We start from the raw sequence: 20,482 nt of genomic DNA, 5'->3' as shown, positions 1-20,482 counted from the left end.
CTTTAGCATATTCAATTTTTTTTCCACACCAGTCGCAATTCATTATATTTATTATTTTTTTATTCTGCCTACTCTATCAGGTTTTCGGCTTCCCCTACATTCATTTTTTTCAGAGGCAAAAGTATAATCGCTCCAAAAAATATGAAAGTCCAATTTTGTACAATTCTGTATAAGATTTCTGTACAATTTTATACAGTTTGGTGTTTTTTGTGTATATTTGCACCCCTATTATAAATACTTGACGTGGAAAATGACAAATGATTTAGCTACTGATAACGCTTATAAACAACATATTAACCGCTTGCAAAACGAAGTAAACCGCTCCTTTGGAAAAACGGTTACTTCTATAGCTGACTTTGAAGAATTATCGGAAAAAACGCGTCTATCTACCCAAACCTTGCGCCGCTTCTTTGGAAAAATTGACAAGGATAAACAACTTAGCACTACAAGCTTAAACTTGCTGTGTAACTACATTGGTTTTGCCGACTGGCAGAGCTTTTGCAACAACACAACCCCTGCTACCCCTACACAACTGCGCGAGGTTATCAACTCTTTCTACGACACTATTGCTTTCTCGGACGCGAGTTTTTTCGATGCTAAACTGCGTGATACTCACGAGGCTTACGCTCCTATCATTTTGAACGATTTGCCTTATGCATATTCGTTTTTGGAACGCTATAAAAACACCCCAAAAATCACTCAGTCGCTTTACCCTTGGTTCCCATACTACGACTATATGGCACAAGCGAGTTATGTACACCTCATTGAAACCTATCTCGCTACTCAACCTTTGGAACACTTGAGAGTATGCCAAAATTCTTTTCTTGCTTATGGTGTGTTTTGCAGTACAAAATGGGGGGAAGGTGAAGCAGGTCTTGTAGAAAAATATACTAAAGAAGCTGATAAATACATTGAATCGGTATGGCGAGATTATCCTGATAGTTTCTTTCATTACCCTGAAACGCGCTATACCATAGCCAAAGTAGTATTGGCTTACTTGAACAACAACGAACAAGAAGCGATTCGTGTGGCTGAAGCTGCCTTACATCGCAACCTACGCGCCAAACCCTTACACGTGTTTGATGAGGAATTTAACACTCCTGATATCCTCATTTCTAAACTGTGTAATGCTCTTATATGGATGGGGAAAGTGGATTTTGCAATAGAGATTTATAGTACTTTTAGCGAAGAACTTTTTCTAACGAAAGATCCTGTAGAAAATATGTCGCAGCGTTTTGTATATGAGCGCGACACTCAATTTGCTGCCCAAACGGTGGATATGTTGCGTTTGTTTGACCCTTCTATTCCTGAGCTTGTTTCTAAACGTCAGCCACATTGGAAAACGAGGGTATATGAAGAAATTCAGCAACTTCTCATCGATTTGAAGGGCTGTAAAAAAGGAGAGTTGAGCAAACGTTTGACCTTAAAAGAGCGATTGCGCACCCTTGCTAAGCAAACAAACTTTGGGGTCATAGAAAATTTGATACAACTATTCCAATAAAAAAATGAATCTATCTGAAGAATTCTGTTTATAGGGGCGTTTTGCAAACGCCCCTATAATGTAACTAAAGATAATTGATTATCAAGCAAATTTTTGTGCAAGGGTTGTAGGTTTTTAGGACAAGGGTTGTGCGTTTTAGGTACAAGGCTAAGAATTGAAGAAAAGAGAGTAACACAGTAAATACAAGAAAAAAAGTCGCTAAGCATCTCGCTTAGCGACTTTTTTATTATCAAAATTAAAATCTAAAAAACGTCCTTGATGTGTTTCATACTGTTGGCAATACTGCCTTTGGCTTCTGCAAAGTCACCTTGACCTATTTTCTTGATGATGTTGGTTGCAAAGCCTTTCATCTGTTCAAAAGTGATATGAGGAGGCATCGCTAAGGTATCGCGATTGGTGTAGATATTCACCAAAGTAGGTCCGTCGTGCTCGAAAGCTGCTTTTACGGTGGCTTCGAGGTCTTCGGTTTTGCGTACTTCATAACCTTTGATGTTCATCAGGTCGGCGAGTTTATCGAAAGGTGGGTTTACCATATTGGTTTGCCAATCGAGGTAGCCGGATACTTCCATTTCGAGTTTTACCATTGCGAGCGAACGGTTGTTGAACACAAATATTTTCACAGGGTATTGGTATTGCATCAGGGTAGCCAAGTCGCCCAAGAGCATTGATAGACCGCCGTCGCCACACATTGCTACCACTTGTCTGCCTTTGGAGGAAGCTGCTGCGCCAATTGCCATTGGGAGGGCGTTTGCCATAGAACCGTGGTTGAAAGAACCGGTGAGATAACGTTTACCCGTACCTTTGATAAAGCGCGCTGCCCACACTACATTCATACCCGTATCGACGGTGAAAATAGCATCGTTGGCGGCGTATTTATCTAAGAGTTTAGCCGCATATTCGGGGTCTATTTGGTTCTCTTCTGTTTTCTTTTTGGTGTAATCGTCTAATGATTTTTCGAGATCCAAATACTCTTTGTGAATCTCTTTGAGGAAACTATCGTCGGTGCGAGGGGTGAGTTTAGGCAATAAAGCGGTAATCGTATCCTTCACATCGCCAGCAAAACCGTAATCTACTTTGGCACGACGACCAATGATATCGGGGCGTTCATCTATTTGGATAATGGTGTTTTTCTTAGGTAAGAACTCAGCATAAGGGAAATCGGTGCCGAGCATTACGAGCACATCGGCTTTGGCGCAAGCATCATAACCTGAACGGTGTCCGAGCAAGCCATTCATTCCCGCTATATAAGGGCTATCGGTGCGGTCGAAGAATATTTTGCCACGGAAAGAAGCGACGATAGGCGCTTTAAGGGTTTCGGCAAGCTGTTCTACTTCTTTCACCGCATACTGACAACCGTGACCGCAGTAAAGGGCTATTTTCTTGTTTTTGGTGTCGTTTAGTACGGCTGATAATTTGTCGAGTTCACTATCGGAAGGACGTACTACGGGTTTTGCTAAGAAGGTTTGTGTAGCGGAAGGCACTTCTTCGAGGTCGGCGCCTGCTACATCACCTGGGAGTCCCAACACCGCCACGCCTTTCTCGTTGATAGCCGTTTGTATGGCGCGTTGCATCATTGTGGTGAACTGTTTGGGGGTATTGGCTACATACACATATTTACTGCAATCTTGAAACAGCAAGAAGGGATTGGTTTCTTGGAACCAGTGGGTACCGAATTTATGGGTGGCGCAGGTGCTGGCAATAGCAATCACAGGGTTGCCTGAGCGGTTGGCATCGTAGAGTCCGTTGATAAGGTGCACGTGTCCAGGTCCTGAACTTCCCATACAACAGCCTATGCCGTTTAGTTCGGCGTCCATAGAGGCAGCATAAGCCGCTGATTCCTCGTGGCGGACGTGTATCCACTCAAGGCGACCATCGCGACGGATGGCGTCGTTCACAGGGTTGAGGCTATCGCCGGTAATGGCATAAACTCTTTTTACGCCTGCTTGTACTAACATTTCGACCAATTGGTCGGATACATTTTTGCTCATATGTTTTATTATTAATGTTTTTTTGTATGCAAAAATAATACCAATTAATACTTTTTTGAGTCGCACGGGCGAGAGAAATGAGAGAAATGAGGTGCGAGCCGCACAGGCGAGAAAAATGAGGAAATTAGGAAATGAGAAAATGAGGTGCGAGCTAGAGGAATGAGGCTACGCCCCAGAAATTAAACAAATTTTAAACAAAATCAAGGCTACGTTTTGTGAAATGCAGGAGAAGCAATAGGCGGTCGTAGCACGACGGGCGGGTGGAAAATGAGGTAAATATCAATAATACTACCAAAGGCAATGGACGGGTCGGACTTTTCAGACGGGAGGTTGGAGGATTCGGAAGGAAACGGAGAGTTTCGGAAGAGAGCTGAGAGAAAATTTGGTGAAAAAAGGGTGTAAGGAGGGTGGGGGTAGCTTATAGAGAGCTTATAGGAAGCTTATACGAATCTTGGACGATTGGTATAGAAAGGGTGTGTAAAAAATTGATTAATAGTATAATACAACAGCGCTAAAAATGTTAAAAACGGGGTTTCGAGGCGAAAGAAAGAGGAAGAGGTGATAAGCCTTAGTCCATAGGCACTAGGGGGGAGTACGACGGAAAAGGGGAATCTAGAGACAAAAAAAGTGAAGGTAATGTAGGGTCGTAGTATAACAGGAAATTAACTTTGGTAAAGTGTGTACGAGCTACAAGCTCGCACCAGCGAAGGGCACTAGGGGATAACATTCCCCCTATCACATACTCCGCTATCGCGGACTTCCGTTCAAAGGGGGAATGTAGCGACGGGAAGAAGAAGCTATCGGGGTAGGGTCGGAGAGGCTCAAAAGGGGAGAACCAAAGACAAAGATGGCTATATTAACTTTGCCAAAGGTGCGAGCCGCACAGGCAGTCGTAGCACGACGGGCGATTAACTTTGGCAAAGTGTAGCGACGCAAATACTATTTTGAGACTTTTTCGGACAGCTTCTTTTTCACTATTCATTTTATCTTTCACTTTTCTCTTTTAACTGGTTCAGTGCGCTTCCTGCCTTAAACCAACCTATTTGCTGAGCATTGTAGGTATGGTTGCAGGTAATCACGTCCTTACTGCCGTCTTTATGTACAAGTTCTAAGTGTAAAGGAGTGTTGGGCGCAAAGGCAGTGAGGTCGAGGAAGTTGATTACATCGTCTTCTTGAATCTTATCGTAATCGGCTTCATTAGCAAAGGTAAGGGCGAGCATTCCTTGTTTTTTAAGGTTGGTTTCGTGAATGCGCGCAAACGATTTTACCAATACCGCTCGTACGCCCAAATGACGAGGTTCCATAGCAGCGTGCTCACGTGAAGAGCCCTCGCCATAGTTGTGGTCGCCTACTACTATGGAAGGAATACCCGCGGCTTTATAGGCGCGCTGTACTTTAGGCACTTCGTCGTATTCGCCGGTAAGTTGGTTTTTCACGGAGTTAGTTTTACCGTTGAAAGCATTTACCGCCCCTATGAGCATATTGTTAGAAATATTGTCCAAATGTCCGCGGAAACGCAACCAAGCCCCTGCCATCGAAATATGGTCGGTGGTGCATTTGCCTTGCGCTTTGATGAGGAGTTTAGCCCCTGTGATATTCTCACCGTCCCAAGGAGCGAAAGGTGTGAGCAGTTGGAGACGGTTGGAGGTAGGCGATACCACCACCTCGATGTTGCTACCATCTTCGGCGGGAGCCTGATAGCCAGGGTCATCAACGACAAAACCTTTAGAGGGCAACTCTTCGCCATAAGGAGGGGTGAGCTTTACCGCTTCACCTTGGTCGTTAAGCAAGGTATCAGTGATAGGGTTAAAGTCTAACCTACCAGCAATAGCCAAAGCCGCAACGATTTCGGGGGAAGCAACAAAAGCGTGGGTATTAGGGTTACCGTCAGCACGTTTGGAGAAGTTACGGTTGAAAGAATGGACAATCGTATTTTTCTCTTGCTTCTCGGCACCTTCTCTGTCCCACTGACCAATGCAGGGACCACAAGCGTTGGTGAATACACGAGTGCCCAACTGCTCGAAGATGTCTATAATGCCGTCGCGCTCGGTAGTATAGCGTATTTGTTCAGAGCCTGGGTTGATACCAAAGGAAGCTTTAGGGGTAATTCTCTTTTCCAAGGCTTGTTTTACCACCGAAACCGCGCGGGTGAGGTCTTCGTAAGACGAGTTAGTACACGAACCGATGAGCCCCCATTGCACCTCCAAGGGCCAATCGTTGGCGCGAGCTACTTCCTTCATTTTGGATACAGGAGTGCCTCTATCAGGGGTAAAAGGACCATTGATATAAGGCTCTAAGGCAGAGAGGTCTATCTCGATGAGTTGGTCGAAATACTTTTCGGGGTCAGCATATACTTCGGGGTCGGCGGTGAGGTAAGGAGCGATCGCATCGGCAGCGAGAGCTACTTCTTCGCGCCCAGTAGCGAGCAGATAGCGACGCATTGCCTCATCATAGCCAAAAGTAGAGGTAGTAGCCCCTATTTCGGCACCCATATTACATATAGTTCCTTTCCCCGTACACGAAAGCGATTTAGCACCCTCGCCAAAGTATTCCACAATAGCGCCCGTACCCCCTTTTACGGTGAGTATATCGGCAACTTTAAGAATCACATCTTTGGGGGCAGTCCAACCGCTGAGTTTACCCGTGAGTTTTACGCCTATGAGCTTAGGAAATTTCAGTTCCCACGGCATTCCTGCCATCACATCTACGGCATCAGCCCCTCCTACACCAATAGCGAGCATTCCTAATCCGCCAGCGTTCACTGTATGCGAATCAGTGCCTATCATCATTCCGCCAGGGAAAGCGTAGTTTTCTAAGACTATTTGGTGAATAATCCCTGCACCAGGTTTCCAGAAACCAATACCATATTTGTTGGATACCGAAGAGAGGAAATCGAATACTTCTTTAGACTGTTCGGTAGCTACTTTTAGGTCGGTCGCCGCGCCTTCTTTGGCTTGTATCAGGTGGTCACAGTGTACGGTGGTAGGGACAGCCACTTTGCTTTTGCCCGCTTGCATAAACTGCAAGAGTGCCATTTGGGCGGTCGCATCTTGACAAGCGATGCGGTCGGGAGCGAAATCTACATAGTCTTTCCCACGCTCAAAAGCACGTGAAGGAGTGCCGTCCCATAAGTGGGTATACAATATTTTTTCAGCAAGGGTAAGGGGTCGTCCTACCACTTGGCGGGCTTTGTCTACGCGTTCAGGAAATTGGGCGTAGACCTTCTTTATCATTTCAATATCAAAAATCATAATATCTTTTTTAGTGTTTTACTTCCTTGCATTACTGTTGCTACTTTGGTGAAATCAGGGTGGTAATAACCTCCTAACTCTACCGGTGTACCTTGTATACGGGTGAGTTCTTCCACGATAGTCGCTTCGTTGTCTTTTAGGGCTTTGGCGATAGGAGCAAACTCTTTGGCAAGTGCGCTGTCTTGAGTTTGTTCCGCTAAGGTTTCTGCCCAGTAGAGTGCCAAATAGAAGTGACTTCCGCGATTGTCGAGCGTGCCTACTTTGGCTTGTGGCGATTTATCGTTGTTCAACAGCTTGCTCGTTGCCTCATCGAGCGTTTTGGCTAACACTAAGGCTTTGGGGTTCTCCTGTTTTTGCGCAAAATGCTCTAACGAAGCTCCTAAGGCGAGAAATTCTCCTAAGGAATCCCATTGAAGATGATTTTCGGCAAGAAACTGTTCGGTTAATTTAGGCGCCGAGCCCCCTGCACCCGTTTCAAAGAGTCCGCCACCGTTCATCAAAGGGACGATAGAGAGCACTTTGGCACTGGTACCCAATTCTAAGATAGGGAACAAGTCGGTGAGGTAATCGCGCAACACATTGCCCGTTACCGAAATAGTATCTTTGCCCTTGCGAGTACGCTCTAAGGAGAAGAGCATAGCCGTTTCGGGCGACATAATGCGGATATCTACCCCCTCGGTGTCGTGTGTTGCCAAATAGTGTTTTACCTTTTTGATGAGTTGCGCATCGTGAGCGCGGTGCTCGTCCAACCAAAAGACCGCTGGTGTTTTGCTGAGGCGTGCACGTGTTACCGCTAATTTTACCCAATCTTGTATCGCAGCATCTTTCGCAGTACACATACGCCAAATATCGCCTTTTTCTACCTTATGCGATAAGTACACTTTACCATCGGTGCCTACCACCTGTACACGTCCGCTATGAGGGATTTCGAAAGTCTTGTCGTGCGAGCCGTATTCCTCAGCTTTTTGCGCCATTAAGCCCACATTAGCAACGCTTCCCATCGTAGCAGGATTAAACGCCCCGTGTTTCTTACAGAAGTCAATCACCACTTGGTAGATACGCGCATAAGTACTATCAGGCAGTACCGCCAAAGTATCTTGAGCCTCGCCTTTAGCATTCCACATCTTGCCCCCATTGCGAATCATTGCTGGCATAGAAGCATCTACAATCACATCGTTAGGGAAATGCAGGTTGGTAATCCCCTTATCGGAATTTACCATTGCCAAGGCTGCTACTCGTGTAAGTGCTCCCTCGATATCGTGCTTTAAAGGTTCTTGTTCTTCAACAGGCAATTGCTCTATTTTGGCGAGGATATCCGAAAGACCGTTACGTGCATTCACCCCTAAGGCTTTCAGTTCACGCGGGTGTTTTTGGAACAAATTAGCAAAATACGTTTCGACGGCATAGCCAAAGAGAATGGGATCAGAAACCTTCATCATTGTAGCTTTTAGGTGCAAAGAGAGGAGTACTTCCTTGTTTTTAGCTTCGGCAAAGGCTTTTTTATAGAATTTGCAAAGCGCTTCCTTGCTCATAAAAGTAGCATCTATCACTTCACCTGCTTGCAAAGAAACATCAGCTTTGAGTACCTGTACCTCGTGTTTAGGGTTCACCAATTCTATGCGCACTACATCAGCTTTTTTGAGGGTTACCGATTGCTCGTTGTGGTAAAAATCGCCTGCTTGCATCGTTGCGACTTCCGTGAGACTCTCAGCACTCCACGCCCCCATTGAATGCGGGTGCGTTTGAGCGTATTGTTTTACCGATTTAGGTGCGCGCCTATCGGAATTACCCTCGCGCAAGACAGGGTTCACCGCACTGCCCTTCACCTTGTCATACCGCTGTTTGATAGCCGTTTCGGCTTCATTGACAGGATTTTCAGGGTAATCGGAGAGCGCATAGCCTTGTGATTGCAATTCGGCAATAGCCGCTTTCAGTTGGGGTACCGAAGCACTGATATTAGGCAACTTGATGATATTGGCTTCCGGAAGCGTTGCCAACGCCCCCAATTCGCTGAGGGCATCAGGCACCCGTTGTTCTGCTGTGAGAAAATCGGGGAAAGAGGCTAAGATACGCCCTGCCAATGAGATATCTTTGGCTTCAAAGTTTATACCCGAAGAGGCGCAAAAGCGTTTGATGATGGGCAATAGCGAATGCGTAGCCAAATAAGGCGACTCATCGGTAATGGTATAGATAATGTTTTTCATTTTTATCTTTTATTCAATTCAACAAAAGGTCTTTCGGTGGCACCTACGTATATTTGTCGTGGACGACCGATAGGCTCGCCTCCTTGGCGCATTTCCTTCCATTGAGCAATCCAACCAGGGAGACGACCGATAGCAAAAAGCACGGTGAACATCTCTAAGTGCATACCTAAGGCTTTGTAGATAATACCTGAATAGAAATCGACATTGGGATAGAGGTTGCGCGATTTGAAGTACTCGTCTTCCAAAGCTACCTTTTCGAGATGTTTAGCGATGCCAAAAATAGGATCGTCGATTCCCAAAGCGTTGAGCACCTCATCGGCAGCCACTTTGATGATTTTAGCCCGTGGATCGAAGTTTTTGTATACACGGTGCCCAAAGCCCATCAAGCGGAAAGGGTCATTTTTGTCTTTTGCTTTATTAATGAACTTATCGACATCGCCTCCGTCTTTATGAATTTCTTCGAGCATCTCAATCACCGCTTGGTTTGCCCCGCCGTGGAGACGACCCCAAAGGGCTGAAACCCCAGAGGAAATACTCGCAAACAGACCTGCCTCGGAAGACCCCACCAAACGCACGGTAGAAGTAGAGCAGTTCTGTTCGTGGTCGCCGTGGAGGATGAGCAGTTTGTTGAGAGCACTCACTACCGTAGGGTTGATTTTATATTCCTCAGTAGGGATTTCGAAGAAGAGGCGCAAAATGTTCTCAATATAGCCCTTGCTATTGTCGTAATAATTCAGCGGTAAGCCCTCGCGTTTGCGGTACACCCAAGAAGCGATGATAGTTACTTTGGCAATGGCTTTACAGACCGCTTGATACACGTTTTTAGGACAATGCACGTTTACCGGCACAGGATTAAAAGCGGTGAGTGCACTGGTAGCCGAAGCGAGTACTCCCATAGGGTGAGCCGAGCGCGGAAAACCGTCCATAATATGGCGCATATCCTCGTGAACAAGGGTATACTTGTGAATTGTTTTTTTGAAATCGTCATACTGTTCGGCAGTGGGGAGTTCTCCAAAAATAAGAAGATAGGCTACTTCGAGGAACTCGGCTTTAGCAGCTAAATCTTCGATATTATAGCCACGATAGCGCAAGATGCCCCGTTCGCCGTCGAGAAAGGTAATGGCACTCTTGCAAGAACCCGTGTTTTTGTAACCCGAATCCAAGGTTACCAAACCAGTGAGGGCACGCAATTTTTCGATATTAATCGCTTTTTCGTTTTCGGTGCCTACTACGATAGGAAATTCGTATTCTTTCCCTTCAAAAATCAGTTTTGCTGTGTTTTCCATAGTACAATTTGTTTTTTATTTTTGGGCAAAGTAAGAAAAATTATTTCACATTTACAAATAAAATAGCAATAAATCTATCTTATTTAACAATCTTTAACGTTTTATGATTAAAATATAAGACAAATATATCTATAACGAAAATAGAGATGGAAATAAAGGGATGCAAGTCGCACAGGTGAGAGAAATGAGAAAATTAGAAAATGGGAAAATGAGGTGTGAGCCACACGGGCAGTGTGAGCCACACAGGCAGGAAAAAAATTAGTAAATTAGAAAATGATAGAATGAGGTAAATACCAATAATACCACCAAAGGCAATGGACGGGTCGGACTTTTCAGACGGGAGGTTGGAGAATTTGGAAGAAAACGGAGGAATTCGGAAGGGAGGTGAGAGGGATTTTGATGAAAAAAGAGTGTAAGGAGGGTGGGGTTAGCTTATAGAGAGCTTATAGGAAGCTTATACGAATCTTGGACGATTGGTATAGAAAGGGTGTATAAGTGGTTGACTCATAGCATAATACGAAAAGGCTAAAAATGGTAAAAACGGGGTTTCGAGGCGAAAGAAAGAGGAAGAGGTGATAAGCCTTAGGGCATAGGCAATAGGGGGAGTGTGACGGAAAAGGAAAAGGATAATTAGGGAATTAGCAAATTAGAAAATTAGTAAATGGGGACGTGTGAGGTCTTAGGTCATAGGCAATAAGGGATAACATCCCCCTAGTCCCCTTCAAAGGGGGAATGTAGTGAGGGAGTGAGGGGGGTATATCTGATTGACAAATTTGCTCATTTGGTAATTGTTTCTTACCTTTGCACTTTGAAATATAAAGAACTGATGACAGATAATCAATTTAAGAAATATAACCTCATTGTGGGGTGGGCTGTTTTTGCCGTAGCTCTTATCACTTATGGGCTTACGGTAGAACCTACGGTTAGCTTTTGGGATTGTGGCGAGTATATTGCTACCTCAGCGAAATTGGAAGTGGGTCACCCTCCCGGAGCGCCTTTATTCCAAATGATGGGCGCTTTTATAGCTGCTTTTGCTCCGAACTCGGATAAGATTGCGCTGTTTGTGAATTATATGTCGGTTTTATCGAGTGCTTTTACGGTTCTTTTCTTGTACTTCATCATTGTAAATTTGACCAAGAAAATCGCTTTAAAGAAAACCGATTCTGTTGAAGAAAAAACGCCTGCTACGCTTATCCAAGGGCAGTTTATCGCTGTTTTGGGGAGTGGGGTTGTAGGGGCTCTTGCCTATACTTTCTCGGATAGTTTTTGGTTTAACGCGGTGGAAGCAGAAGTGTATGCAATGGCAATGCTATTTATGTCGGCTATGTTTTGGCTGGGCATCAAGTGGACGGACAGTTTGCACGAACCACGTGGCGACCGCTGGTTGTTACTGATTTCGCTAGTAGTGGGGCTTTCGTTTGGGGTGCACTTTATGGCTCTACTGACCATTCCTGCTATTGGTATGCTTTATTTCTTCAAGAGTAACTACAAGAAAACGGTAGTGAACTTCATCATTGCTAATGTAGTTTCTATCGCTATTTTGCTGTTGATATTTAAACTGATATTACCTTACACCTTGGCGTACTTTGGTTATTTGGAAGTATTTTTTGTGAATAGCTTCGGTATGCCGTTCAACTCAGGGACTATTATCGCGGGACTTTCGGTTATTGCGTTCTTCTATTTTACGCTGAACTACGCTTATAAGCAAAACAAAGTGCGCTTGCAAACAGGCATTTTATGCTTGTTGTTTGTGTTTATAGGGTTTTCGTCTTGGCTAATGATACCTATTCGCGCGAATGCTGATACGGTTATCAATGAGAACAGTCCGACTGATGCGCGTTTGCTATTAGCTTATTACAACCTTGAACAATACCCCGAAACGCATTTGTTCTACGGTCCTATGTATTCGGATAAATACGCTGGATTAGACGAAGAGAACCCGTATGAAGATGCGAAGCCAAAATACGAGCGCGATTATGCCTTAGGCAAATACATCATCGTGAATCAGTACAAAAACGCTCAGATGGCATCGAATAGCAAACAAGAGGGCGTTTTGCCGAGAATGTGGAGTGCGCAACACGCGGCGAATTATATGAAGCTCACAGGGCTACTTACGTTTAAAATAAAAGAAGAAGCGTATAACGAGCCAAAGCTCTATCAGTTCTTACAAGAAGTGCAAAGGCAAATGCAAATACAACCGCTTCCGCCTGAGCGTTACGACCAATTCCTTACTGAATATCGGGACTATATAGAAGTAGAGAAGCCAAGTTTTTGGAAGAATATGCACTACTTGTTCGAGTATCAGTTTGGGTATATGTACTTCCGCTATTTTGCTTGGAACTTCATAGGCAGGCAAGACGATGTGCAAGGTAAGATGGAGAATGACCACGGCAACTGGCTATCGGGTATTAAGCCTATTGATAGTTTCCGCCTTGGTTCGCAAGACAACCTTCCTGCCGATGTGCTGAACAATAAAGCTCGTAATACTTACTATTTCCTGCCTTTGCTCTTAGGACTCTTAGGGTTATTTTTTATGGCGACGAAGAGCGAACGCCAAACGTGGGTAGTGATGATGCTTTTCCTCTTTACGGGTTTGGCAATGAAAATATACCTCAACGAACGACCGTTTGAACCGCGAGAGCGAGATTATGCGTTAGTAGGTTCGTTCTACGCTTTTGCTATATGGATAGGAGTGGGTGTATATGCGTTATTCCACACACTTAAGAGGGTGCTTTCGCCCCGAATAGGGGCGCCTTTGGCAGTGGTAGCAAGTTTGCTTGCTGTACCTGTGCTGATGGCAAGTGAGAATTGGGACGACCACAACCGCTCGCAAAAGTATTCGGCAGAGTTTATTGCGGACGCTTATTTGAGCTCGGTAGTTAAAGATAAAGACGCTATGATATTCACCATTGGCGATAACGATACGTTCTTACTGTGGTATGCCCAAGAAATAGAAGGCTATCGCACCGATGTGCGGATAATTAATACCAGCTTGTTGCAAACGGATTGGTATATCGACCAAATGAAGCGCCAAGCGTACCAAAGTAGTCCTATCCCAGGTGAAATGGTGCACAAACAATATGCTCACGGGGTACGTGAAGGGGTGTATTTTCAAAAACGCACCGAAAACCGCTGGAACATTAAAGACTTTGTGAAATGGGTAACCAGCGATGACCCCAATACACAGCTCAGTAGCAGTAGTAGTGAAAGTAGAACCTTTAACTACTACCCTACAAACAAAATACGGATTCCTGTAAATAAAGAAAACGTACTAAAGAGCGGTATTGTAAGACCCGAAGATGCTGATAAAATAGTAGATTATATAGATATCACGCTCCCTAGCGCCATCGATAAAGCACGTATTGTGATGCTAGATATTTTGGCTTATAACGATTGGAAACGCCCGATATACTTCTCCGGAGGTAGTATGGACTCTGCTGAGTATATCTGGATGAAGGAGTACTTACAATTAGATGGACTGGTGTACAAACTTGTGCCTATTAAAACAGAAATCGATAAGAAGCACCCCTTTGATATGGGTCGTATAGACAGTAATTTGATGTACGACATCATAAAGAAATGGGATTGGGGCAATATGGGTAAAGCAGGTATTTACTTAGACCCCGAAACGCGTAAGAACAGTATTATCTTCCGCGGTAATTTGGCACGTCTTACCGAAAAACTGATAGAAGAAGGCAAATTAAATAAAGCCAAAGATATCTTGGACATCGGAATGAAGCATATGCCTTTGGAGGCTTATGGCTATTACTTCACTCTCGATCCTTTTGTACAAGGTTATTTTAAGGTAGGTGAGAAAGAAACCGCTCGTAAATTAGCCTTGCAGATATTTGGGAAATATCAAGAAGAACTGAATTATTACGCACACTTATCGCCAGATGAGCGATATGCTAATACTGCCAGAATACAGTATACCATAGACCGCTATGGAGAATTATTATTACTCATAGCGCCTTTGGATAGGGATTTTTACGAAAGGCAAGTAGAGGTGCTCAGAGCGAAGGCGAGTCCGTTTATGAAATCGCAAGAGCTTGATGAGTATATGAAGATGCTAATGGATGAGGAGGAGGATACACTTGTTCAGGCAGGAGCAGAGAAAGATAGTGTAGAAGAATGAAAATATCAGTAGTTATCAATACCTATAATGCCGAAAAGCATTTGGCTACTGTGCTGGAAACCACAAAACACTTCGATGAGGTAGTAGTGTGTGATATGCACAGCACCGATAATACTATTGCAATAGCCGAACAATACGGCTGTAAGATAGTATATTGCAAACTCTATCCGTATGTAGAGCCTGCACGTAACTTTGCTATTGCACAAGCTCAAAACGAATGGATATTAGTCATTGATGCCGATGAAACAGTGCCTGAAAAACTGAGAGAAGAGCTCTACAAACTCACTGAAGATCCTGATTTAGGAGGAGTTTATATTGCTTTTAAAAACTATTTTATCGATGAATATATGCGCTCCGCCTTCCCCGATTTCAAACTGCGATTTTTTAGAAAAGAAGGAGCCTATTGGCCAGAAGAGATACACTCAACCGTAAAAGTAAAAGGAAAGATAATCAAATTGCCAAGAAGCCGTAAGGATTTAGCTTCAGAACATTTAGCAAACGATTCGGTAGCTACCATTTTAAGTAAGAACAACAACTACAGTACCCAAGTAGCCGAGCGGCGCAAAGGCAAAAAAATAGGATGGATAAAACTATTGTTTTCACCTCTATTTTGGTTTATAAAATACTATTTTATTAAAAAAGGCTGTTTAGACGGTAAGCGTGGCTTTATTTTTGCAGTACTCAAAGCACAATATAAATTCTCTTGTTTAGCAAAAATCTATGAATTTCAGCAACAAAAAAATCATCTTGGTAATGCCTCCTGATTTTGGGGTTTACAAAATGCTCGAAGACCATTTGAAAAAAATGAACTTTAGTCAAGTTTCTGTGCTTGCCCCTACTTTCCGATACAAATTTAAAGACCGACTCTTAAACTTTATGCAAAAGAGCCTTTTTAAAAATCGAGCCTATAAAAAACAACTCATTGATATCTACTACAACATCGAAGTATCTAATACTCTTAGCTCTTTTGCTGAAGGTAGTGTGGATTATGCTATTGTAATACGCCCCGACAAACTAAATGCTGCAACTATATCCCGCTTGCACTCTGTGGCTAACAAAGTAATAGCTTATCAATGGGATGGTCTTGCTCGCTTCCCTAAGGTTTTTAAAGTAATTCCTCTTTTCAAACGTTTCTTTGTATTTGACCCCGAAGATTACCATCGTTATAAGTATCAATACCCTAACTTATTGCTTTGTACAAATTTCTATTTTGATACCTCCGAAGAAAAAACTCTTGTAAATAAAAATGAAGTAATGTATGTAGGGGTATATATACAAAACCGCATAGATTCTTTGTTGAAAATAGTAAATAAATTGAGTGAATATACACAACTAAGTCTTAATATAAATCTGTTCAACAGAGGTAAAGACCCTCTTCATCACCCTCTTATCACATTTTTCTCTAAAGGAATAAGTTACACCCAATACTTAAACATCACTAAAAAAGCCGCTATATTATTAGATATAAAAACTATAGAACACAGCGGACTCTCATTTAGAATATTCGAAGCTATCAAATACGAGAAAAAACTCATTACCGATAACCCCAGTGTGAAACAATATGATTTCTATCACCCTAATAACTTTTATGTGTTTGAAAACGATAATTTTGAGGGGCTTACCGAGTTTCTAGAAAATGAATATGTACCTTTAGTTAAAAATATTAAAGAAAAGTACAGCTTTGAAAATTGGGTAAAGTGTATATTGAGTTAGTTCTGCCAATACTTAAAGCGAGGAGCTAATAGTATAAAAATCATTAAAGGAACTAGTAGGTAACCACATTCAAAAGCGTGAAAAAGCACATCTGTGTTCATAATGGGTAAAGAAATGAGTAACAAATATTGTTTAAGAATATCTTTAGAGAAAATAATAGTTATCAACCATCCTATGAAAACCCCCAGCCCTACAAGTCCAGTGTCTATTATAATTGCTGCAAAATCATTGTGCACATAACCCAAAAAACCATCCATTATATATCGTTGGTAACCAGAACCATTACCTATCCATAAATTAGCTTCTTGAATTGCTTTAAAAACTCTACCATACATTTCATTGCGACCAGAATCAAAAAAGTAGGATGTGTGAGCAACTAAATACCATACCCCTATAATTGTTGTAAGTCCTACAAAAATAAACAGACTGTATTTCACAACTTTACTGAGATATTTCTCTATAAAAAGATACACAAAGAAAGCTACTACTATAAACCAACTAATAATAACTATTCGTGCTTGTACCATCAATGCAAAACAAAAAACTAATATGCCATAAGTTATAAGTTCTGGAGTGCTAATTAACTTCTTATCTTTTCTCCATAATAATCCTCCTAATCCTCCTATTGCTAAAATAATCCACGAAATAAAACTAAAATGCTTGAACTTAGACCAAAATAGTATTTCATAATAAGGAAAATAAGCTTTGTTTAAAGTTATAAAGTTAAAAAAGTGTTGATTCTTATCAGCACTAATAGCAAAAGAATAAAAGATTAGATTAGCTACTAACAAAAGTAAAAATCCTTTAAAACAAATAGTTATAAAACTCTCTTGCTGCTTTTTACTAACCGAAAAGCCTAATAGAACAATAGGAATAAGCAAAGAAAAGATAATGTTCTCACCTTCAAATAATGTTTTTACGCCATAATCAAAGTCTTTTGCCCAAAAAAGTCCTATGATTTTTATGAGTATAAAAAGCAAGAATAATAAGATAGAAAGGGAGGGTTTTATAAAATTACGATGAACAATTCCATATAAAGCACATAAGAAAAGTAATAAAATATCTAACCGAAAGGTGATTTTGTGCTTATATGTCCATAACAATACAATACCACTCCCTACAATGGTGATGATATTTCTGAGCCATTCTCCTCTCTCAAATAAAGAAGCGTGATGTAAGTATATCCAGCATAGTATTAGTGCTATGCTGTATAAAAAAACACTATAAAATAATGCTTTTTGAGTAGTTTCATTCCATATAGGAATGTTAATTTGTAAAAACAAAAAAGTTATTACTAGAGGAAGTCCAGAAAGTAATAAAAAATAGTTATTTTTTAATAAGTTTTTCATCAGTTATTTATAGTTTTTTGATAGTATAACAAGCTATTTTCAACTGTTTTTTCAAAATTGTATTGTGTGTGAATAGTTTGTCGAGCATTTTTAGCTATAGTTTTGTTTAGCACATCATCTTGAAAAAGTTTTACTATATATTCATAATATTCATCCTCTTTCTTCGCTATAAAACCATCTTTAGTATGCGTTATAATATCTCTAAATGAAGGAATATCAGCAGCTACTACAGCTTTACCGAGTTCCATTGCTTCACAAAGAGCAAGTCCAAAAGTTTCTCCTTGCGAAGGAAAAATAAATGTATCTGCTTCTTGTAAGATTATTTTGAGTTCTTCGCCCTGTAGATGTCCGTGGTTGATTACATTTTTCTGTTCGCCTAAATTATTTTCCTTCAAGTAGTTTTCATAATTTTTTCCTACAATATGCAAGGTAGCAGTAGGAAATTTTTGAAGTATTCTTTTAAAGACATTTAAAGCTATGTCAAAACCTTTTTTTGTAGTTACCGAACCAAAGAAAAACAGAGAAAAAGGGAGTGTTTCAGAAAGGTTTTGTGCAGTGGTGGTTACCCCATTGGTGATGATTGTTCCTTTATTACCAAAAGTTTCTTCGTACATTCTTTGAGAATTTTTAGAAACACAAATTAGATGAGAAGCTTTCTTTAAAGCCTCAGTTTCTATCACTTCTACTCCTAAAGAAGCCTTATAACCAAAATATTTCTTCAATATTCTATAACAGCCGTGAGCTCTTACTACATAGGGAGTTTTTAGCTCATCTAAGAATAGAGAAGCTCCCTCCCAATCGTGAGTTTCTATCACATCGGGATAAATATCCTCTTTTTGTAAAAAGTTTTGAAGTTGTTGTGTAAGATTTTTTATTTCTTTTTTTAAAAAATAGGCTTCTAACGAAGCTATCTTGAGTCGTTTTCCTAACGAACGAAATAACTCTTGTACAAAATGCTTTTTAAAATAGTTTCTCTTTGTGAAATGAAGGTGTAAATTATCTTGGCGCTCATTTAAATCTACATTGTTATCACCAAAAACTATTACCTTATAACCCCTTTCTAAAAGAGCAGTTACATATTTTTTGTAAAAAGAACCTGTTCCTCCTGCTGCCGAAAGCTTAGGGTGTGCATATTCTCTTGTGAATATTAGTATGGTTTTCATTATCTAATTTATTTAGTATTTCAACATCTACCTTAGTATCAAACTTCCGTGCAAAAAACTTTTCTTTTTGAGAGGTGAGTTCCTCAAAATCATTTTCCTTAAAAAGCACAGGTAATTCAACACCTTCTCTTTCCCAATTTACATAAGTAATTGAAGGTTTTATTTTTATATCTTTATAGGTTGTTTGTAAGTTTACAAGAACAGACTGAAAATAAATCTCATCGGGGCAAGAGGTATATTGAAAATAGTCATCTAATATCTGTCGGTTTTCTTGAATATAAGTTAGTAAAGTATAAAAAGTTTTTTCACAGAAAGCCCACCATTGGCTACCTGCATATTGTTGGATAAAAGGAGCTTTTCTTTCTTGAGCTTTATAAATAATCTTAAAGTTTTTCTTTGAAATTCTCCTTTTGAGCAAATGCCATAGAATAGTAATTTTTTGTCCAATAGAACTACGAAAAAAAGGAGGATAGCAATCACTATTACCTCTTCTTTCAGAATGTAATATTTGGTAATGTTTCAACTTATCTTTTACCATTTTGCTACTCCAATTTCCCCAAACTTCCAAAGGTAAAAAACTCATAAAATCATATTCCTTATTTTTTTGCAAAAAAGCATCTAATTCTGTGATAGGTTTTATAGGATAATCTTGCCCACTCATCAAGATAAAAAAACCTTTACTATGTGCTTTTGCAGCAGCCTCCATTAAATAAATAGTAGCAATAACTATAGAAAAACCTCCCCATACACAACGCTCTCTTTGAGGTATAAATACAATATGTTCGCCTTGTAATTGTGCTGCAAAAGGTTCTATAGGAGTTTTAGCATCTAAGTGAATAAAAAACTTAGAGTTACCATCGTCTAAAGCCTTTATCATTCGGCAAAGTTGTTCAGGATTTCTATGGGCAAGTATCAAGTAATTTTTCTGCATAAATAAGGTAAAAGTTATTTGATTTGTAAATTATCTAACTTGTCTAAAATAGTTGTATCCACCTTGGTATCAAACTTCCGTGCAAAAAACTTTTCTTTTTGAGAGGTGAGTTCCTCTAAATCACTTCCCTTAAAAAGTACAGGTAATTGCACTTCTTTACGTTCCCAATTTACATAAGTAAGTGAAGATTTTAGTTCTAACTTTCTACTCTCTTCCTTCAAATTCAACAATATTGAATGAAAATACACTTCATCTGGAGAAGAGGTGTATTGGTAATACAATTGCAATTCTTTGTGATGTTTCTGTATATAAGAGAGTACATCGTAGAAAGTATTTTCACTAAATGCCCAAAACTGACTACCGGCATACTGCTGAACAAAAGGAGCTTCTCGCTGAGGGAGCTGGCATAATTTTTTAAAGTTTTGTAAGGAAAGCCTACCTTTGAGCAAATGCCATAGTGTCCTGCCTTTTTGAAATAAAGAACTATGTGAGAAAGGAGCATAACAATTGCTATCGCCTCTTGTCTCGGAGTGTAGAATGTGATAATGAGCTAACTTATCCTTTACCATTTTGGGCTTCCACTTGTGCTCTAAGGGAAGATAATCTATAAAATCACAATGAGCGTTTTCTTCTAAAAAAGCATCTAACTCACCCATAGGTTTAATGAGGTAATCTTGTCCGCTAAGTAGTATAAAAAAACCTTTGCTCTGCGCTTTGGCAGCAGCTTCCATCAAGTGAATAGTAGCAAGCACAATCGAAAAATCCCCCCATATACAACGCACTCTTTGAGGTATAAATACAATATGTTCATCTTGTAACTGTGCTGTAAAAGGTTCTATAGGAGTTTTAGCATCTAAGTGAATAAAAAACTTAGAATTACCATCATCTAAAGCCTTTATCATTCGAGTGAGTTGCTGTGGATTTTTATGAGCGAGTATCAAATAATTCTTCTGCATAGAAA

At 40.9% G+C, this 20,482-nt stretch carries 13 protein-coding genes; 4 read left to right on the top strand and 9 right to left on the bottom strand.

Annotated features, from left to right (window positions below; translation table 11 throughout):
- The first annotated feature begins 250 nt into the window (after window positions 1-250).
- Window positions 251-1,501 (top strand): hypothetical protein, encoded by a 1,251-nt coding sequence (locus tag HW278_RS06385; protein WP_178977304.1) that lies wholly within the window; start codon window positions 251-253, stop codon window positions 1,499-1,501.
- A 242-nt stretch (window positions 1,502-1,743) separates the two neighbouring features.
- Here HW278_RS06385 and HW278_RS06380 read toward each other — a convergent pair whose 3' ends face one another.
- The 5 genes from HW278_RS06380 to HW278_RS06360 all read right to left on the bottom strand — a co-directional run bounded on the left by HW278_RS06380 (window position 1,744) and on the right by HW278_RS06360 (window position 10,230).
- Entirely contained in the window at window positions 1,744-3,489 is a 1,746-nt protein-coding gene (locus HW278_RS06380) for a thiamine pyrophosphate-dependent enzyme (RefSeq protein ID WP_178977303.1), read from the bottom strand.
- A gap of 747 nt (window positions 3,490-4,236) precedes the next feature.
- Window positions 4,237-4,410, bottom strand: a complete 174-nt coding sequence (locus tag HW278_RS06375; RefSeq protein WP_178976534.1) for a hypothetical protein — start codon at window positions 4,408-4,410, stop codon at window positions 4,237-4,239.
- Between the two features lie 62 nt (window positions 4,411-4,472).
- A complete protein-coding gene (locus HW278_RS06370) occupies window positions 4,473-6,740 on the bottom strand; it encodes an aconitate hydratase (protein ID WP_178977302.1) in 2,268 nt (755 codons plus the stop codon).
- Complete coding sequence (locus HW278_RS06365; RefSeq protein ID WP_178977301.1) at window positions 6,737-8,944, bottom strand: NADP-dependent isocitrate dehydrogenase; 2,208 nt, start codon at window positions 8,942-8,944, stop codon at window positions 6,737-6,739. The genes HW278_RS06370 and HW278_RS06365 overlap by 4 nt, the downstream gene beginning before the upstream one ends.
- Window positions 8,945-8,946: 2 nt before the next feature.
- The gene (locus HW278_RS06360; protein ID WP_048745588.1) at window positions 8,947-10,230 is read right to left on the bottom strand and encodes a citrate synthase; all 1,284 of its coding nucleotides are present in this window, start codon (window positions 10,228-10,230) and stop codon (window positions 8,947-8,949) included.
- An 826-nt stretch (window positions 10,231-11,056) separates the two neighbouring features.
- On the opposite strand from HW278_RS06360, the gene HW278_RS06355 reads away from it, so the two are divergent.
- The 3 genes from HW278_RS06355 to HW278_RS06345 are packed head-to-tail and all read left to right on the top strand — an operon-like array spanning window position 11,057 to window position 16,078.
- Window positions 11,057-14,365, top strand: coding sequence for a DUF2723 domain-containing protein (locus tag HW278_RS06355; protein WP_178977300.1), 3,309 nt, complete (start codon window positions 11,057-11,059; stop codon window positions 14,363-14,365).
- On the top strand, window positions 14,362-15,129 hold the full coding sequence (locus tag HW278_RS06350) for a glycosyltransferase family 2 protein (protein ID WP_178977299.1): 768 nt from the start codon (window positions 14,362-14,364) through the stop codon (window positions 15,127-15,129). Before HW278_RS06355 ends, HW278_RS06350 begins: the two co-directional genes overlap by 4 nt.
- Window positions 15,086-16,078, top strand: coding sequence for a hypothetical protein (locus tag HW278_RS06345; protein WP_178977298.1), 993 nt, complete (start codon window positions 15,086-15,088; stop codon window positions 16,076-16,078). The genes HW278_RS06350 and HW278_RS06345 overlap by 44 nt, the downstream gene beginning before the upstream one ends.
- Here HW278_RS06345 and HW278_RS06340 read toward each other — a convergent pair.
- From HW278_RS06340 to HW278_RS06325, 4 genes are read right to left on the bottom strand one after another with little or no spacing between them, the layout of a single operon-like run.
- Window positions 16,075-17,427 carry a hypothetical protein gene (locus HW278_RS06340; protein ID WP_178977297.1) on the bottom strand — a complete coding sequence of 451 codons (1,353 nt, stop codon included), beginning with the start codon at window positions 17,425-17,427 and terminating at the stop codon, window positions 16,075-16,077. The two genes, HW278_RS06345 and HW278_RS06340, sit on opposite strands and share 4 nt — an antisense overlap.
- Window positions 17,427-18,590 carry a glycosyltransferase family 4 protein gene (locus tag HW278_RS06335; RefSeq protein WP_178977296.1) on the bottom strand — a complete coding sequence of 388 codons (1,164 nt, stop codon included), beginning with the start codon at window positions 18,588-18,590 and terminating at the stop codon, window positions 17,427-17,429. Before HW278_RS06335 ends, HW278_RS06340 begins: the two co-directional genes overlap by 1 nt.
- Window positions 18,547-19,521, bottom strand: coding sequence for a beta-1,6-N-acetylglucosaminyltransferase (locus tag HW278_RS06330; protein ID WP_178977295.1), 975 nt, complete (start codon window positions 19,519-19,521; stop codon window positions 18,547-18,549). The genes HW278_RS06335 and HW278_RS06330 overlap by 44 nt, the downstream gene beginning before the upstream one ends.
- Window positions 19,522-19,535: 14 nt before the next feature.
- A complete protein-coding gene (locus tag HW278_RS06325) occupies window positions 19,536-20,477 on the bottom strand; it encodes a beta-1,6-N-acetylglucosaminyltransferase (RefSeq protein ID WP_178977294.1) in 942 nt (313 codons plus the stop codon).
- Window positions 20,478-20,482 lie beyond the last annotated feature (5 nt).

This window comes from Capnocytophaga sp. oral taxon 902, assembly GCF_013394735.1.
Lineage (GTDB): Bacteria > Bacteroidota > Bacteroidia > Flavobacteriales > Flavobacteriaceae > Capnocytophaga > Capnocytophaga ochracea.
The sequence above is the reverse complement of the archived record's forward strand: the minus strand, read 5'-3'. Positions and strand labels throughout refer to the sequence as shown.

Bases quoted from the DNA above. Each gene is read 5' to 3' on its own strand.
- HW278_RS06385 (WP_178977304.1), top strand. From the start codon at position 251: ATGACAAATGATTTAGCTACTGATAACGCTTATAAACAACATATTAAC.
- HW278_RS06380 (WP_178977303.1), bottom strand. From the start codon at position 3,489: ATGAGCAAAAATGTATCCGACCAATTGGTCGAAATGTTAGTACAAGCA.
- HW278_RS06370 (WP_178977302.1), bottom strand. From the start codon at position 6,740: ATGATTTTTGATATTGAAATGATAAAGAAGGTCTACGCCCAATTTCCT.
- HW278_RS06365 (WP_178977301.1), bottom strand. From the start codon at position 8,944: ATGAAAAACATTATCTATACCATTACCGATGAGTCGCCTTATTTGGCT.
- HW278_RS06360 (WP_048745588.1), bottom strand. From the start codon at position 10,230: ATGGAAAACACAGCAAAACTGATTTTTGAAGGGAAAGAATACGAATTT.
- HW278_RS06355 (WP_178977300.1), top strand. From the start codon at position 11,057: ATGACAGATAATCAATTTAAGAAATATAACCTCATTGTGGGGTGGGCT.
- HW278_RS06350 (WP_178977299.1), top strand. From the start codon at position 14,362: ATGAAAATATCAGTAGTTATCAATACCTATAATGCCGAAAAGCATTTG.
- HW278_RS06345 (WP_178977298.1), top strand. From the start codon at position 15,086: ATGAATTTCAGCAACAAAAAAATCATCTTGGTAATGCCTCCTGATTTT.
- HW278_RS06340 (WP_178977297.1), bottom strand. From the start codon at position 17,427: ATGAAAAACTTATTAAAAAATAACTATTTTTTATTACTTTCTGGACTT.
- HW278_RS06335 (WP_178977296.1), bottom strand. From the start codon at position 18,590: ATGAAAACCATACTAATATTCACAAGAGAATATGCACACCCTAAGCTT.
- HW278_RS06330 (WP_178977295.1), bottom strand. From the start codon at position 19,521: ATGCAGAAAAATTACTTGATACTTGCCCATAGAAATCCTGAACAACTT.
- HW278_RS06325 (WP_178977294.1), bottom strand. From the start codon at position 20,477: ATGCAGAAGAATTATTTGATACTCGCTCATAAAAATCCACAGCAACTC.